This window comes from Nocardia sp. NPDC056952 (genome assembly GCF_042674185.1).
Lineage (GTDB): Bacteria > Actinomycetota > Actinomycetes > Mycobacteriales > Mycobacteriaceae > Nocardia.
In genome coordinates, this window is sequence record NZ_JBHURA010000014.1 from 121,669 (window position 1) to 136,358 (window position 14,690).

General features: G+C 69.5%; 12 protein-coding genes. 5 read left to right on the top strand and 7 right to left on the bottom strand.

Features of this window, described 5'->3' with window-relative positions; all coding sequences use genetic code 11:
- Window positions 1-88: 88 nt before the first annotated feature.
- From ACFTS5_RS31760 to ACFTS5_RS31775, 4 genes are read right to left on the bottom strand one after another with little or no spacing between them, the layout of a single operon-like run.
- The gene (locus ACFTS5_RS31760) at window positions 89-3,694 is read right to left on the bottom strand and encodes an ABC transporter ATP-binding protein (protein ID WP_378638356.1); all 3,606 of its coding nucleotides are present in this window, start codon (window positions 3,692-3,694) and stop codon (window positions 89-91) included.
- Window positions 3,694-4,479 carry an ABC transporter permease subunit gene (locus ACFTS5_RS31765; RefSeq protein ID WP_378638358.1) on the bottom strand — a complete coding sequence of 262 codons (786 nt, stop codon included), beginning with the start codon at window positions 4,477-4,479 and terminating at the stop codon, window positions 3,694-3,696. Before ACFTS5_RS31765 ends, ACFTS5_RS31760 begins: the two co-directional genes overlap by 1 nt.
- The gene (locus ACFTS5_RS31770) at window positions 4,476-5,438 is read right to left on the bottom strand and encodes an ATP-binding cassette domain-containing protein (RefSeq protein WP_378638361.1); all 963 of its coding nucleotides are present in this window, start codon (window positions 5,436-5,438) and stop codon (window positions 4,476-4,478) included. Before ACFTS5_RS31770 ends, ACFTS5_RS31765 begins: the two co-directional genes overlap by 4 nt.
- On the bottom strand, window positions 5,435-6,154 hold the full coding sequence (locus tag ACFTS5_RS31775) for a hypothetical protein (protein ID WP_378638451.1): 720 nt from the start codon (window positions 6,152-6,154) through the stop codon (window positions 5,435-5,437). The genes ACFTS5_RS31770 and ACFTS5_RS31775 overlap by 4 nt, the downstream gene beginning before the upstream one ends.
- Window positions 6,155-6,328: 174 nt before the next feature.
- On the opposite strand from ACFTS5_RS31775, the gene ACFTS5_RS31780 reads away from it, so the two are divergent.
- Window positions 6,329-7,123: an enoyl-CoA hydratase/isomerase family protein gene (locus ACFTS5_RS31780; protein ID WP_378638364.1), complete on the top strand. Its 795-nt coding sequence runs from the start codon at window positions 6,329-6,331 to the stop codon at window positions 7,121-7,123.
- Between the two features lie 78 nt (window positions 7,124-7,201).
- On the top strand, window positions 7,202-8,446 hold the full coding sequence (locus tag ACFTS5_RS31785; RefSeq protein ID WP_378638367.1) for a class I adenylate-forming enzyme family protein: 1,245 nt from the start codon (window positions 7,202-7,204) through the stop codon (window positions 8,444-8,446).
- Window positions 8,447-8,455: 9 nt separating this feature from the next.
- Here ACFTS5_RS31785 and ACFTS5_RS31790 read toward each other — a convergent pair whose 3' ends face one another.
- Window positions 8,456-9,199 carry a tyrosine-protein phosphatase gene (locus ACFTS5_RS31790; protein ID WP_378638370.1) on the bottom strand — a complete coding sequence of 248 codons (744 nt, stop codon included), beginning with the start codon at window positions 9,197-9,199 and terminating at the stop codon, window positions 8,456-8,458.
- Window positions 9,200-9,502: 303 nt separating this feature from the next.
- Here ACFTS5_RS31790 and ACFTS5_RS31795 point away from each other — a divergent pair, with 303 nt between their 5' ends.
- A complete protein-coding gene (locus ACFTS5_RS31795; protein WP_378638373.1) occupies window positions 9,503-10,072 on the top strand; it encodes a TetR family transcriptional regulator in 570 nt (189 codons plus the stop codon).
- Between the two features lie 45 nt (window positions 10,073-10,117).
- A complete protein-coding gene (locus tag ACFTS5_RS31800; protein WP_378638376.1) occupies window positions 10,118-11,296 on the top strand; it encodes an amino acid deaminase/aldolase in 1,179 nt (392 codons plus the stop codon).
- 14 nt (window positions 11,297-11,310) lie between these two features.
- Here ACFTS5_RS31800 and ACFTS5_RS31805 read toward each other — a convergent pair whose 3' ends face one another.
- Window positions 11,311-11,931, bottom strand: coding sequence for a phosphoribosyltransferase (locus tag ACFTS5_RS31805; protein WP_378638379.1), 621 nt, complete (start codon window positions 11,929-11,931; stop codon window positions 11,311-11,313).
- A gap of 11 nt (window positions 11,932-11,942) precedes the next feature.
- Complete coding sequence (locus tag ACFTS5_RS31810; protein ID WP_378638381.1) at window positions 11,943-12,800, bottom strand: carbon-nitrogen hydrolase family protein; 858 nt, start codon at window positions 12,798-12,800, stop codon at window positions 11,943-11,945.
- Window positions 12,801-12,862: 62 nt separating this feature from the next.
- Here ACFTS5_RS31810 and ACFTS5_RS31815 point away from each other — a divergent pair, with 62 nt between their 5' ends.
- Window positions 12,863-14,665, top strand: a complete 1,803-nt coding sequence (locus ACFTS5_RS31815; protein ID WP_378638383.1) for a DEAD/DEAH box helicase — start codon at window positions 12,863-12,865, stop codon at window positions 14,663-14,665.
- The last annotated feature ends 25 nt before the right edge of the window (window positions 14,666-14,690 follow it).

Consider the following 14,690-nt stretch of genomic DNA (forward strand, 5'->3'; position numbering starts at 1 on the left):
GACGTTTGTGACGTGCCCGGCAGGGGAATCAGCGGATGGCTGCCGATGCGCCCTCACCGAGCATATGCCCAGCGGTTGACAGGCGTCGCTACCGGTCTTGGGTCGACACTATGCCCTCTGCCTCCAGCCCCGCCGCCCAGAGTCGGGAGTACCGGCCGTTACTGGCGAGTAGGTCTGACGGTGCGCCGAATTCCACGATACGGCCGTGTTCGACCACCGCAACCAGATCGGCGCGCGCCGCGGTCGCGAGTCGATGCGCGACCACCACGGTGGTCCGGCCCCGTGTCAGCGATCGGCTCGCTACCAGCACCGATGCCTCGGTTTCCGGGTCGAGGGTGGAGGTGGCCTCGTCGAGGAGCAGCAGGTCGGGATCGACCAGTTCGGCCCTGGCCAAGGCGATCAGCTGGCGCTGTCCGGCGGACAGCCCGCGGCCGCGTTCACCGACCGGATGACGCATTTTCCGAGGTAAACCATTGATCATTTCCGAAGCCCCGACGGTGTCGGCCGCGATCGCGATGTCCACCGATGTGGCAAATGTTTGCCCGAATGCAATGTTGCTCGCCACGTCGCCGGTGAACAAGTGAACTTCCTGGGGCACAATTCCCAGCCGCGTCCGGTACTCGGTGAGGACATATTTACGAAGATCCACACCGTCGACCCGGATCGCGCCCGCCGCCGGGTCGGGTGGGAGGTCGTAGAGACGGGCCAGCAGCTTCACGATCGTCGACTTGCCCGCGCCGGTCGGGCCCACCAGTGCCAGCGTCGCGCCGGGCGCGACGGTGAAGGTGACGCCGTCGAGGGCGGGGGCGCTCGCACCGGGGTAGCGGAAGTGAACGTCGTCGAAGGTGATCTCACCGCGCAGGCGATCGACGGATATCGCATCGGGTGGGTCGGCGGCGATCGACGACGTGGTGCGCAGCAGGTCGCCGATGCGCCGAAGTCCGACCCTGGCCTGCTGGTAGCCGTCGAAGACCTGGGACAGATCCTGGATGGGACTGAACAGCAGACCGAGGTAGAGCACGAACGCGACGAGCGTTCCGGTGGACGTGCGCCCGTCGGCGACAGCGTTGGCGCCCAGATAGACCACCACGGCCAAGGCCACGTCGGCCCAGGCCAGGCCGAAGGAGAAATAGGCCGCGATCGCGCGCTGGGCGCGGATCCTGGCATCGCGATAGCGGTGGGAGTATTCGGCGAAACGCCGCGCGGCGGCAGGCTCGTAGCGGGCGGCCTGCACGGCGCGCAGGCCCGCGATGTTCTCCTGGAATCCGGCGTTGACCACCGAGACCCGTTCACGCGAGACGGTGTAGGCGACCGAGGACACCCGCCGGAAGGCGAGGGTGGCCAGCAGCATCGGCGCGACGGCGATCAGGACCACCACGGCCAGCCCGGCATCGATGAAGAACAGCCCGAGGGCGACGCCGATCAGGGTGATCAGCGCGACCAGCCCGGTGGCGACCCCGGTCTGCAGGAACGTCGACAGCGCGTCGACGTCGGTGGTCATCCTGGTCATGATGCGGCCGGACAGTTCGCGCTCGTAGAAGTCGAGGCCGAGCCGCTGCAACTGGGCGTAACTGCGCACCCGCAGACCGAACAGCACGCGCTCGCCCGTGCGCGCGGTGAGAACGGTGACCACGGCGCCGACCACCAGGCCGGTCAGCACCAGACCGATCCCGATCACCGCCGAGACGAGCAGCGCGGTGTCGTCGCCCGCGGTGACACCGGTGTCGATGGCATAGCGGACCAGCGGCGGGAAGGCGATCCCGACCAGCGCGTCGACGACGAGCAGCAACACGACCACACACACCAGGCCGCGAACCGGGCGCAGCAGCGCGCGCAGGCCGAAATCGGGTTGGGGTGCGCGCAGGTCGCCGGGCAGGGCGGGGTCTTCGGTGGCCGGTGGCAGTGCGTCGACCGCGGCGCGCAGTTCCGGCGTTTCGCTGAGGTCGGTCGACGCCGACGACATGGATCGGGGTTTGCCCGCGTCGTCGCGAGGGGTGGTCGGGTCGGTGGCCGTCGGCACCACCGAACCGGTGGGTGCGGGCAGCCGGATGACACGGTCGGCCTGGGCCAGCGTCGATTCGCGGTGCGCCAGGATCAGCGTGGTCCGCCCGCCCGGATCGGGCAGCCGGCGGAAGATCTCGGCTTCGGTGACGGCGTCCACCGCGGAGGTGGCATCGTCGAGCACCAGCACGCGGGGACGGGTGAGCAGCACCCTGGCCAGGGCGATGCGCTGGCGTTGACCGCCCGAGAGCGTCAGCCCGCGTTCGCCGATGACGGTGTCGTAGCCCTCCGGCAGTGCGGCGATGAATTCGTCCGCGGCAGCGGCCCTCGCGGCGGCCACGATCTCCGCGTCGGTGGCGTCGGGCCTGCCGAGCGCGATGTTGGCGGCGATGGTGTCGGAGAACAGGAAAGGATCGTCGAAGACGACACCGACCGCGCCGCGCAGCTCGTCGGCGCGCAGCTCGGCCAGGTCGACGCGGGTGCCGTCGGCGCCGACGAGGTTGATCCGGCCCGTATCGGGTGCGTAGAAGCGGGGGAGCAGCAGGGAGAGCGTGGACTTGCCCGAGCCCGCCGGGCCGATCACCGCCACCGTCTCGCCGGGGCGCACGGTGAGATCGAGTTCCTGCAACACCGGTTGATCCGGTTCGAAACCGAAGCTCACAGCATCGAATTCGATCCCGAGTGGTCCCGGCGGCAGCTCGGTGGGGTCTTCTGGATCGACGAGTATCGGCGCCGCGTCGATCACCCCGAAGACCCGGTCGACGGCGGCCTTGGTGAGCTGACCCATGATCACCACCGAGGTGATCGTGCGGGCCGAGGAGGTCATGGTGGCGAGGTAGGCGGTGAACGCGAGGAAGGTGCCGATGCCGATCGCGCCGTGCGAGGCGAGCACCCCGCCCACGATGATCACCGCGACCAGCCCGGCCTGCGGCAGCGCCGACACCACCGGCGCGAACCTGGCGTTGATCCGCGCGGCGCGCATCCGCTCGGCGAACAGCAGCCGGCCGTGGTCTTCGAGGATGTCGACCATCCGGGATTCCTGCCCGAATCCCTTCACCACCCGGACTCCGGTCACCGTCTGCTCGACGTGTTCGGCGAGGTCGGCCGCGCGCTGCTGGGCCGACCAGGTCGCCGCGTAGAGCCGGGGCCGCATCCGCAACACGATCAGCGCCATCGCGGGCGCGACCAGCAGCGCGGCCAGCGCCAGCGGCGGACTCAGCCACACCATCACCACCGCCGACAGCACGAACTGCAACACGGCCAGTCCCGACCACGGCACCATCGCCAGCAGTCCCTGCACCAGTTGCAGATCGGTGATGGACCGCGACACCACCTGTCCGGTGCGGATCGCGTCCTGACCCGCGCCGTCGAGCCGCTGGAGGGCGGCGAGCAGCGAAATCCGCAGGCTGTGTTGCACTTCCAGCGACAGTTTGCCCGCCCAGAGCCTGCGCGCGAACGTGACGACGAACCGGGTCACGGCCAGCCCGGCGAGCAGGGCGGCGGCAGTACCGATCACCGCGGTGTCGCCCACCTGCGCGGCGTCGACCGCGCGTTTGGTGGCCAGCGGTGCGGCGATCGCCACGGCCGCACCCGCCAGCACCGAGACCACGATGCCCGCCAGCAGCCGGGGATGTTCCAGGCACAGGCGCCAGAGCCTGCGGATCCAGCCCGGCGAACCCGCGGTCGCGGGCACTACAGGTCTCGGTTGCGCAGGTCCCACCACCCCGCGGCGCCGACCGCTGCGGTCCACAGCAGCAGTACCACCAGGGCCGCCGGTGTCGGTGCGAAGACCTCGGCCTCGTCGAACGAGCCCGCGCTCACTCCGGCCACCGTGGCCGAGACGGGCAGCAGCGCGGCCAACCAGCCCGCGCCGAAACCCTTGGCCACCACCCAGATCAGCGGTTCGAGCGCGAACGCCCAGCCGAGCACCAGCCACACCGCGCCGCTGAAGGTGCGCAGCAGCAGCCCGATTCCGGCGCCCAGCACCGCCCAGCACATGGCGACCAGCAGCCCGGCGGCGAGCACCTCGATCAATTGCCAGCCCAGTTCGAACTTGCCGCGCGCCGCGACGAGCAGGACGAGGAAGCTCACCAGTTCGGCGGCCAGCGCGACAGCGAAGGCGAACGCGGCGGTGGCGAGATACTTCACGGTGACCAGCCGGTCGCGATCGGGCGCGAACAGCACGCTCAGCGCCATGGTCTTGTGCCGGTACTCACCTCCGGTGGAGGCGATGCCGAGCAGTGCGGCGACCACGAACGCCGCGATCATCCCGAGGTAGAGCCCGACCGTGGCGGCGCCGGTCGCGGGCTGACCCTTCGGATCGGCGGGCCCGGACATGATCGCGGTGATCAACGTCGCGACCAGCGCCAGCGCGATCGGCGCGGCCAGCAGCAATCGGGTCTGCCGCAGCGCGACGACCTTGCGCGCCTCGGTGTCGATACCGGGAACGAGATCGGCGGGCAGCACGGAGGTGGTCATCGGGGCATCCCATACGAGGTCGGCGCCGGGGCGTACGCGGCGGGATTCGGCGTGGGCACGGTGTGCCGGTGACGGCGGGGTTTGGTGAGCGAGGCGAGCACCCGGTCGGGGTGGATGGGATCGGCCACGATGCTGCCGATCCGGACCTGCGCGAGCTCCGCGACGGCACGGATGGTGGCCTCGTCCGCCTCCGCCACGGCCAGCCGGCCGTCGGGGCGCATCACCGCGTCGGTGAAGCCCCGGCCCGCCAGTGCGGTCGCCAGTGCGATGGACGGGGACGCGGCGACGACGAGCCGGTCGGGGTGGCCGCGGCGCAGCTTGGCCGGTGCGCCCTGCCAGACGACAGTGCCTTCGCTGAGCACCACGAGTTGATCGGCGCTCGCCACCACATCGGCCAGTGCGTCCGAACTCACCAGCACGGTGCCGCCGCGGTTCACGTGGCGGCGCAGCAGCTCGTGCAGCCAGCCGCGTTCGATGCTGTTCGCACCCGCGAACAGATCGTCGAGCACCAGCAGCGGGGGATCGGCCAGCAACGCCATGGCCAGGGCCAGACGCGTCTGCTGACCCGGATGCAGCTGCGCCACAGCGGTTTCGGCGACGGCGGTGAGCCCGGTCTCGTCGAGCACCGCGGCGGCCCGACGACGGGAAGCGCCCGCGACCGGCGCGTAGCACCGCAGCTGCTCGCGCACGGTGCGTGCCGGATGCAGCCCACGGGGGCTCAGTACCGCCCCGACCGCGGCGGGACCATGGCCGGGGCCCTCGATATCGCCGGTGGTCGGCTGCTGGAGACCCAGCACCATCCGCAGCACCGTCGACTTGCCCGCCCCCGCGGGACCGACGAGCGCGGTGACCGACCCCGCCGGGACGGCGAAGTCGATCTCGTGGACCGCGCTCACCGGACCGAACTGTTTGCCGACGCCACGCACCAGCACAGCGTTACCGCCGCGGCTCCTGCTCACTTCTTGTTCACCTTGCCGGTGCCGATCGCGGGCAGCGGATCGGCATCGATCACGTTGTGCAGCGGGGTGGGCCACATCGTCGGCGCGGGACCGAAGGCCTTGTGCGCGTTCTCGATGGTGACCTTGCCCAGCGCCCGGTTGCCCGCACCACCGATGGCGGCGCCGATGCCCGCCGGCAGCACTTTGCCCGCCATCAGCGCGACGCGCTTGGTGATGAACCGCTTCATGAACTGTTGCAGCAGTTTGCTGTTGATCCCGCCGAGGCCGGGAACTTTGCCTGCCAGCGCGCCCGCCCAGTTCTTCGACTGGGTGCTCAGCCCCTTCTGCACGATCGCTATTCCGGCGTCGCCGAGCACGACCGCGAGCACCAGCGCGCGCCGGGCTTCCTTGTTCTCGGGCTCGATGCCGTGCACCGCGGCCTGGGCCAGGGTGAACAGCGCCGACGCCTCCATGAAGAACACGGTCTCGGCGCTCACGGCCCCGAGTGCGGCGATCGTGCCGACCCCGGGCACCGCCGCGGTGGCGCCGACCGCGGCGCCACTGCCGGTGACGGCAAGCAGATACTGCTTCTCGAGCCGTGTCACGATCTGGGCCGGACTCTCCCCGGGATGACGCTCACGCAGGAACTCGACATAGCGGCGTACGGCCGGCGCCTGCAGCTTTGACCCGGTGTCGAGCACATCGACCACGGCTTTTTCGATCGCGTTCTTGAACACGGCGTCGTCCTCCTCTTCGCCCCAACGAGTCGAACTGTAGGGCACTTGCGTACCCCAGAGCTCATCTTGCCAACGACCACCGACAGCCCGCGGTTCCGTGACGTGCGCGACCGATTCCGGTCGGCCGGTCCGACTAGCTCTGTCGGCCGCGGGCCCGGGTTCTACGCTGACCCGATGAGTGAAAACCAGCCAACCCGACTCATCCGCGATTTCACCGAGGCCGGTGCCGAGTTCGCGACGATCACCCTCGACCACCCGCCGCTGAACCTGTTCGATCGCACACTCATCGCGTCGCTGATCGCCGATATCGCCGCGGTGCGCAAGCTGCCGCCGCGGGCGTTGCTGATCAGGGCCGAAGGCAAGGTCGTCTCGGGCGGGGTCGACGTGAACATCTTCGACGGCCGAACCGTCGAGGAGGGCGCGCAGCTGTGGCGTGAGCTGTTCGAGCAGATCATCCACCCCCTGGAAGCGCTGCCGTGCCCGGTGGTGTTCGCCGCGCACGGGCTGACCCTGACCGCCGCCTTCGAGATCTCGCTGGCCTGCGACATCATCCTGGCCGCGCCGAAGGCGAAGTTCGGGCTGGTGGAGACCGTGGTGGGGCTCACGCCGTCGATGGGCGGGCCGCAGCGGCTCGCCGAGCGGGCGGGTTCGGGCCGCGCCCGCGAGTTCGTGATGACCGGCGACCTCTACCCCGCCGCGACGATGGCCGAGTGGGGCGTGGTCAACGCGGTCCACGAGGACCTGGAGACCGAGGCTCGCGCGCTGGTCACCCGTCTCGCCGACGGCCCGACACGCGCGCACGCGGCGACCAAGCAGATCATCGAGGCGTGGCGTTCCGACGGTGTGGCACACGCTGATTCGGTGACGCCGGAGGTCTCGGGCGAGCTGTTCGGCACCGCGGACCTGCGCGGCGCGGTCCGCAGCTTCCTCGATATCGGACCGGGAAAGGCGACCTATCGCGGCGAATGAGCGCGCCGAGTGCCTGACAGCGATGTGATCCACGTCATATAGTCACAGGTGCGGCTGTATCGACGTACGGAGGTCCGGATGGGTCATGGCGAGCACGAACCGGGCGCGGCCGTCTTCGAGTTCCCCGCCACCAGTGCGGCAACGCAGCTGCGGCGGGGCTCCGACGGCGTGCTGCGCTACGGCGACCTCAGCCCGGCCCTCACCGAACTGCTGGACCTGCGCGTGCACTCGTTCACGAATCGGGAAGCGGTCGTCGAGGTCGGGGGGCCACGGCTGACCTACCGCGAACTCTGGCACAGCGCCTCGCGGATCGCGGGCGGCCTGCAGGCCCACGGCATCGGCTACGGCGATCGGGTCGCGGTGCACATGCCGACCAGTGCGCGCTGGGTGCAGGCGTTTCTCGGTGCGTTGCTCTCGGGTGCGGTGCCGGTGCTGGTGCCCGACGCCCTGCCCGCCGCGATCGCCGACCGCGTGATCGCCGACAGCAGAGCAGATTTCGTCCTCGGTCCCGACGGACCGCTGCCCGACAGCACCGCCTACATCGACGACGGTGCGGCCCTGGATGATCCGGCGCTGCTCTGCTACACCGGGACTCGTCGGTCCATGCCCGCGGGTGTGGAGCTGTCCAACGAGAACCTGCTGTCGGCGGTGTCGTCGGTGGTCGGCGCGCTCGGGCTGCCCGCCGACGGGTTGCGCAACCTGGTGTTGCTGCCGCTGGCCCATGCCAGTGGGTGCGTGGATCAGCTGCTGCCCACCTTCGCGGTGGGTGGCACGGTCGTGCTCGCGCCGGGTGCGCGCAGTCTCGCCGATGTGCTGGTGCGGGAGCGGATCGACACCGTCTCGGGGACGCCGCGGATCCTCGCCGGGCTGGTACCCGAACTCGTCGCCCGCCGTACCGGCGCCGGTGTACGCCGGATCAGCAAGGCCTGTCACCGCTCCGAACGCGCCGCCGCGGCGGCCCCCGCCACCCTCACTGCCACGCTGCGCGGGCTGTTCCCCGCGGCCAAGCAGTGGTCGGTCTGGGGGGCCACCGAGACCAGTGGAATCGGCCTGGTGGTCGACGATACCGAGCGCGCCGACGCCGGATCTGCCCTCGGATTCGCCTTCGGCGGAACCGAATTGGCCCTGGCCGGGCCGCAGGCCGACACCGGCCACGGCGAATTGCTGTGTCGCGGACCGAATGTCAGCCGCCGCTACTGGAACAACCCCGACGCGTCGGCCGCCCGCTTCAGCGGAAGCTGGTTCCACACCGGCGATTTCGTCAGTATCGATGCCGACGGCCTGGTTCGGGTGGACCCGACCCGTCGCGTCAGCGGGCTCTGATCCGGGCTGTCAGAGCAGGCGCGCCCGCAGGGCATCGCGTAGGTCGCCGGTGAGGCCGACCGTGGTGAGGTAGGTCTCGATGTCGCCGTGGGTCTCGCGGACGCTGGCGTCGGCGGTGCGCAGGTATTCCTCGCGGACGCCGAGCAGGTCGTCCGAGAGCGCGTCGCCGTTGCCGATCTTCGGCTCCAGCAGCCTGCGCAGCGGTTCGACCGCCGCGTTGCTGGCCAGGAAGTCGGTGTACACGTCCTCCTCGGTGACGCCGACCGCGCGCAGCAGGGTGGCCACGGCCCAGCCGGTGCGGTCCTTGCCCGCCGCGCAGTGCACCAGCACCGCGCCGTCGCCGCGCACGACCGAGCCGGCCAGTTCGGCGATCGCGGTGTGCGCCTCGGGCAGCGTCGGGAAGGCGCGGTAGACCTCGATCATGTGCGCGAAGGCCGAGACGGTCTTCGCCTCGTGCGGTGGCGCCTCTTCCATTCGCGAATCGAACGGCGTCACGTGCAGCCGTACGTCGCCGGGCAGGGTGTCGTGGCCGATGTGGTCGATCTCCACGATGCCGCGCAGATCGTGCACATCGGTGACCCGCAATTCACGCAGGGTGTCGTGCCCCTTGTTGTCGAGACCGCTCAGCTGGGCCGACCGCAGCAGGACGCCGGGGCGAACGGTGGTGCCGTCGGCGGTGCGAAGGCCGCCCACATCGCGGAAATTGAAGGTGCCGCTGAGGGCGAACTGGTCGGCAGGAGGCGAGAGAGTCACCTGACCAGGTTATCGGCGACTCCGCCGCCGCCGCGCCGAGTTCGCGGATCGGTCACCGGATGTGTTGCGTCCGTTCCGGTGGGTGCCACTGTGCTGTCGCACACACCTCCGCAGCGTCGTCGCTCACACCCACGGAGCTGACCAGGGCCTACTTGTACAATCGACCAAGTGCGCGGATTCCGGCGCGGGGGTGTCGGATATCCAGGAATGCGACAAATTGAGGCCGTATGGTCGGTTTTACAAAAGGTCGCATTCGGATAACAAAACAATCTTTCAGTCTGAAAAGGATGGCTGAACCAGTTCGTGAATCCTGAAAACCTTCTAAGATCGAGCTCGGTGACCACCAAGCTCGCATCGCCGCGGGCAGCGATATTTGTTGCCGAGGAGTCGTCGTTGAGCGCCAGCCGTGAACTAACTGAAATTTCGCTACGGCCCGCCGTATGTGATGCCGTCGAACAAGCCGCCGCCAGTTCGGACGCTACCGGCGTTCGGGCGCTGCGGGTGTTCTTACATGCCGGGCTCAGCACCTACTGGCCGTTGGTGAAGGCCGCGCCTGCCCGGCGAATAGCCGCCTATGAAGCCGCGTTGCAGACCTTGCGTCTGCGGTGGGCGCCGACCGGTGACACTATCGGCGACCCGACCGCCGTCGCGATGTTCCGCGAGATGGACGACGAGGCCGCCGACTTCCTCGGGATGTGCGCGCGCCTGTCCGGCACGCAATGGCTGGAGCCGGTCGACTCGGTGGCGGGCTACCTCGTCTCGGTGTTCCACGGCGCGGTGCTGCGCTGGCTGGCCGACGGCAACGACGAGACGATCCTCGTGGTGATCGACGACCTGGTCGGCTGCCTGACGCTCAAGGCGGTCGAAAGCTGACCCGCAATGCTGGACGACTGACCAAATAGGTGGTTCAGTAGTCGTGTGACACCGACGACATCGCTGCACCACCTGCACGCGGCGACCGCGGAGCTCGACCCGCCGCTGGCCGCCGTCGACCTGACCGCGCTCGACCGCAACGCCGCCGACCTGGTCCGGCGCGCGAACGGCATCGCGGTGCGGGTGGCGAGCAAGTCCGTGCGCTGCCGGGCGGTGCTCGAGCGCGTGCTCGGCGACGGGCTGACCGCCCGCGACGGCTTCGCCGGGATCATGGCGTACTCGTTGCGTGAGGCCATCTGGCTGGTCCGCCTCGGCGCCCGCGACGTGCTGCTCGGGTACCCGGTTCTCGACCGGGCAGCGCTGGCCGAACTGGCCGCCGCCCCGGCCCTGCGCGAGGCGATCACGCTGATGATCGACGATGTCGCCCAGCTCGAACTCACCCGGGCCGCGCTCGGCACCGACCTGGTCCACCCCCGCGTCTGCCTCGACGTCGACGCGGCCTTGCGGATCGGCCCGCTGCACCTGGGTGCCCGGCGATCGCCCGTGCGCAGCCCCGAGGACGCCGCCGAGCTGGCCGCCGAAGCGCTGCGACGCGGGTTCGATGTGGTCGGTGTGATGACCTACGAGTCGCAGATCGCCGGACTGCCCGACAGCAACCCCGCGGTGCGCGTGGTGAAACGTCTGTCCGCACTCGAAATCGGGCGCCGACGTACCCGGGTGGTCGACGCTGTCCGCGCGGTGACGGGCCCGCTGGAGATCGTCAACAGCGGTGGCACCGGTTCGATCGAGGTCTCGATCACCGATCCCGATGTCACCGAGGTGACCGCCGGTTCCGGCCTCTACGTGCCGACCCTGTTCGACCACTACCGCTCGTTCACACCCCGCCCCGCGCTGTTCTTCGCCACCCCGGTCCTGCGCAAACCCGCACCGACCATCGCGACCGTCTTCGCGGGCGGCTACATCGCGTCGGGCCCCGCGGGTCCGAGCCGCGTCCCGGTCCCGGTGTGGCCCGCGGGGCTGAAGCTGCTCGGCTCCGAAGGCGCGGGCGAGGTCCAGACGCCCCTGGCCGGTGGCGCCGAACTCGAGATCGGTGATCGCGTCTGGTTCCGCCATGCCAAGGCGGGCGAACTGTGCGAACGCTTCGCCGAGCTCCATCTGGTCGACGAGGCGGGCACCCGCACGACGGTTCCCACCTATCGCGGCGAAGGTCAGTGCTTCGGCTGAGGCCGACACGCGCCTCAGCGCAGGAGCGCGACGACCTCGTCGTCGTCGAGCTGGTGAAAGTCGCTGTACGCCATGCCGACTCCGCCCAGGTCGGCGGGCGTCCACAGGCAGACGAGCTCATCACATTCGCGCTCGACCCGCCGCGCGGCCTCGGGTGCGGACACCGGCACGGCCACCACCAGCAGGTCCGGCCGCTGCGCTCGCGCCACCCGGCACGCGGCCACCATCGTGGCCCCGGTCGCGATCCCGTCATCGACGAGCACCACCGTGCGCCGCGCCAGGGGAATCGGGTCGCCGACCCGCAGGATCGCCTGCCGGCGGCGTAGTTCGGCCCGCTCGGCCAGTTCCACCTCGTCGAACGCCTCGGCGCTCACCCGGCTGTGGTCGACGACGTCACGATTGAGGACCAGCAGTCCGCTCTCCCCGAGCGCCCCCATCGCCAGCTCCGGCTGCGATGGCAGCCCCAGCTTGCGGACCAGCAGTACATCGAGTTCCCCGCCGATCGCCACGCTCACCGCCGCCGCCACCGGCACACCCCCGCGTGGCAACCCGAGCACCAGCGGACGGGTGGTCCGCAGGTGTTCGAGGGCCGTGCCGAGGGCGCGGCCCGCCGCTGCCCGATCCGGGTACACCATCGCCTCGAACGCTACTCCGCTCCGGACGCCTCGGAAATGGTGAACCGTCGCAGCGACAGGCTGGGATTGGCGGTGCGCACCCTGGCCAGATGCGCCGTGTCGACCGTTGCCGAGGCCACGCCCGGTTCATCGCCCAGCTCGGCCAGCACCGTGCCCGCCGGGTCGATGATCATCGACGAACCCGCGCCGCGTGGCGCGCACTGATCGGCCGCGGCCACGTACACCGTGTTCTCGATGGCGCGTGCCCGCAGCAGCGTCGTCCACTGGTCGACTTTGGCCGGTCCCGGAATCCACTGCGCGGGCAGCAGCAACACGTGTGCGCCCGCCGCCGCAACACGCCGACACCCCTCCGGAAATCGCAGATCGAAACAGGTCTGCATGCCGAATACCACACCGTCGACAGCGAAAGTCACAGGCGCGACGAGCGGACCCGCTTCCACCACATCCGATTCCAGATGACCGAACGCGTCGTAGAGATGCACCTTGCGATACACCGCGACGCGCGCGCCATCGGGCCCGTGCGCGACAAGGGTATTACTGATCCGGGTCGCCCCCGGTGACGGCAACTCCACCACACCGGCAACCAGGAATACGCCGAATTCGGCGGCGAGCGCCGCGAGTCCACTGGTGAACGGACCGTCGAGCGGTTGTGCGATCGCCACCACCCGCTCATCGAGACGAGTCACAGCGAACATCGAGTATTCGGGCGCGAGCACCACGCGAGCACCCGCTGCGGCCGCCGTCCGCACGTGTTCTCGCAGGGTCGACAGATTGGTTTCGGGGTCGGTTCCAGGGGCGAATTGGACCACCGCGATCCCTACTGTCACCGGCTGAAGTTCCTGATGTGCTGACCCGTCGCGCAGTTGCATAGGTCTCACCGTATTCACCTGGTGGTTGGGGCAGCTACCGCCAGGCAGTAAACTCGTGGTCAATGAGTACAAATGAGGTCGACAGCGTTCCTGCCGACAACGACAGGAACGACACCGGCCCGACTTTCGCCGATCTCGGGATCGATGACCGCGTGCTGCGGGCCATCGCCGATGTGGGCTACGAGTCGCCGTCCCCGATTCAGGCGGCGACGATTCCCCCGCTGCTCTCCGGCGCCGACGTGGTGGGCCTCGCGCAGACGGGCACCGGCAAAACCGCGGCATTCGCGATCCCGATCCTGATGAACCTGGACACCGCGCAGAAGAAGCCGAGCGCCCTGGTGCTCGCGCCGACTCGTGAGCTCGCGATCCAGGTCGCCGAGGCGTTCGGGAAATACTCCTCGCACATCCCGGGTCTGCACGTGCTGCCGATCTACGGCGGGCAGAGCTACGGCGTACAGCTGTCGGGTCTGCGCCGTGGCGCGCACGTCGTGGTCGGCACGCCCGGCCGGGTGATCGATCACCTGGAAAAGGGCACGCTGGACCTTTCGCAGCTGCGCTACCTGGTGCTCGACGAGGCCGACGAGATGCTCAAGATGGGCTTCCAGGAAGACGTCGAGCGCATCCTGCGCGACACCCCCAAGGACAAGCAGGTCGCGCTGTTCTCGGCCACCATGCCGGGCGTGATCCGCAAGATCTCCAAGCAGTACCTCAACGATCCGGTCGAGATCACGGTCAAGTCCACGACTCAGACCAGCTCCAACATCACCCAGCGTTATGTGCAGGTGTCGCATCAGCGCAAGCTCGATGCGCTCACTCGCGTGCTCGAGGTCGAGACCTTCGAGGCGATGATCATCTTCGTGCGCACCAAGCAGGCCACCGAAGAGCTGGCCGAGAAGCTGCGCTCGCGTGGTTTCTCCGCCGCCGCGATCAACGGTGACATCGCCCAGAACCAGCGTGAACGCACCATCGGCCAGCTGAAGTCGGGTGGCATCGATATCCTGGTCGCCACCGATGTCGCCGCGCGTGGTCTCGACGTGGACCGCATCTCCCATGTCGTCAACTACGACATCCCGCACGACACCGAGTCCTACGTGCACCGCATCGGCCGCACCGGCCGGGCAGGCCGTTCGGGCGAGGCCCTGCTGTTCGTCGCCCCGCGCGAGCGTCACCTGCTCAAGTCGATCGAGCGGGCCACCAAGAGCGCGCTCACCGAGATGCAGTTGCCGAGCGTCGACGACGTGAACGCGACGCGTGCCTCCAAGTTCGGTGACTCGATCACCGAGAACCTGGCCTCGGACAACATCGCGCTGTTCCGCAAGCTGATCGAGGACTACGAGGCCGAGCACAACACCCCGCTCGCCGACATCGCCGCGGCACTGGCCGTGGGCGGCTACGACGGCGACAACTTCTTCATGCCGCCCGAGCCGGAGCCCGCCCCGCGCCGCGAGCGTGACTACGACCGCGACCGTGAGCGCGCACCGCGCCGCTACGACGACGAGGACCGCGCACCGCGTCCGCCGTCGTTCAACCGGGAGAACGGCGAAGAACTCGCCACCTACCGGATCAGCGTCGGCAAGCGGCACCGCGTGGTGCCCGGCGCGATCGTCGGCGCCATCGCCAACGAGGGCGGCCTGCGTCGCAGCGATTTCGGTCACATCAGCATCCGGCCCGACTACAGCCTCGTCGAGCTGCCTGCCAACCTGCCCAACGAAACGCTGGAAGCCTTGCGGCGCACCAGGATCAGCGGTGTGCTGATCCAGCTGACGCCCGACCAGGGCGCACCGGCGCAGCGTTTGAACGCTCGTGGCCCGCGCCGCGACCGCGAGGCACGTCCGCGCACCGAACGGCGTAAGCCGCGCACCTAGTCCGCTCGTGCGCACCGGGGCCGAG

What these genes read in the sequence shown, in the direction of transcription:
- ACFTS5_RS31765 (WP_378638358.1), bottom strand. Translation starts at nt 4,479, where the DNA reads ATGACCACCTCCGTGCTGCCCGCCGATCTCGTTCCCGGTATCGACACC.
- ACFTS5_RS31780 (WP_378638364.1), top strand. Translation starts at nt 6,329, where the DNA reads ATGAGTGAAAACCAGCCAACCCGACTCATCCGCGATTTCACCGAGGCC.
- ACFTS5_RS31785 (WP_378638367.1), top strand. Translation starts at nt 7,202, where the DNA reads ATGGGTCATGGCGAGCACGAACCGGGCGCGGCCGTCTTCGAGTTCCCC.
- ACFTS5_RS31805 (WP_378638379.1), bottom strand. Translation starts at nt 11,931, where the DNA reads ATGGTGTACCCGGATCGGGCAGCGGCGGGCCGCGCCCTCGGCACGGCC.
- ACFTS5_RS31810 (WP_378638381.1), bottom strand. Translation starts at nt 12,800, where the DNA reads ATGCAACTGCGCGACGGGTCAGCACATCAGGAACTTCAGCCGGTGACA.
- ACFTS5_RS31815 (WP_378638383.1), top strand. Translation starts at nt 12,863, where the DNA reads ATGAGTACAAATGAGGTCGACAGCGTTCCTGCCGACAACGACAGGAAC.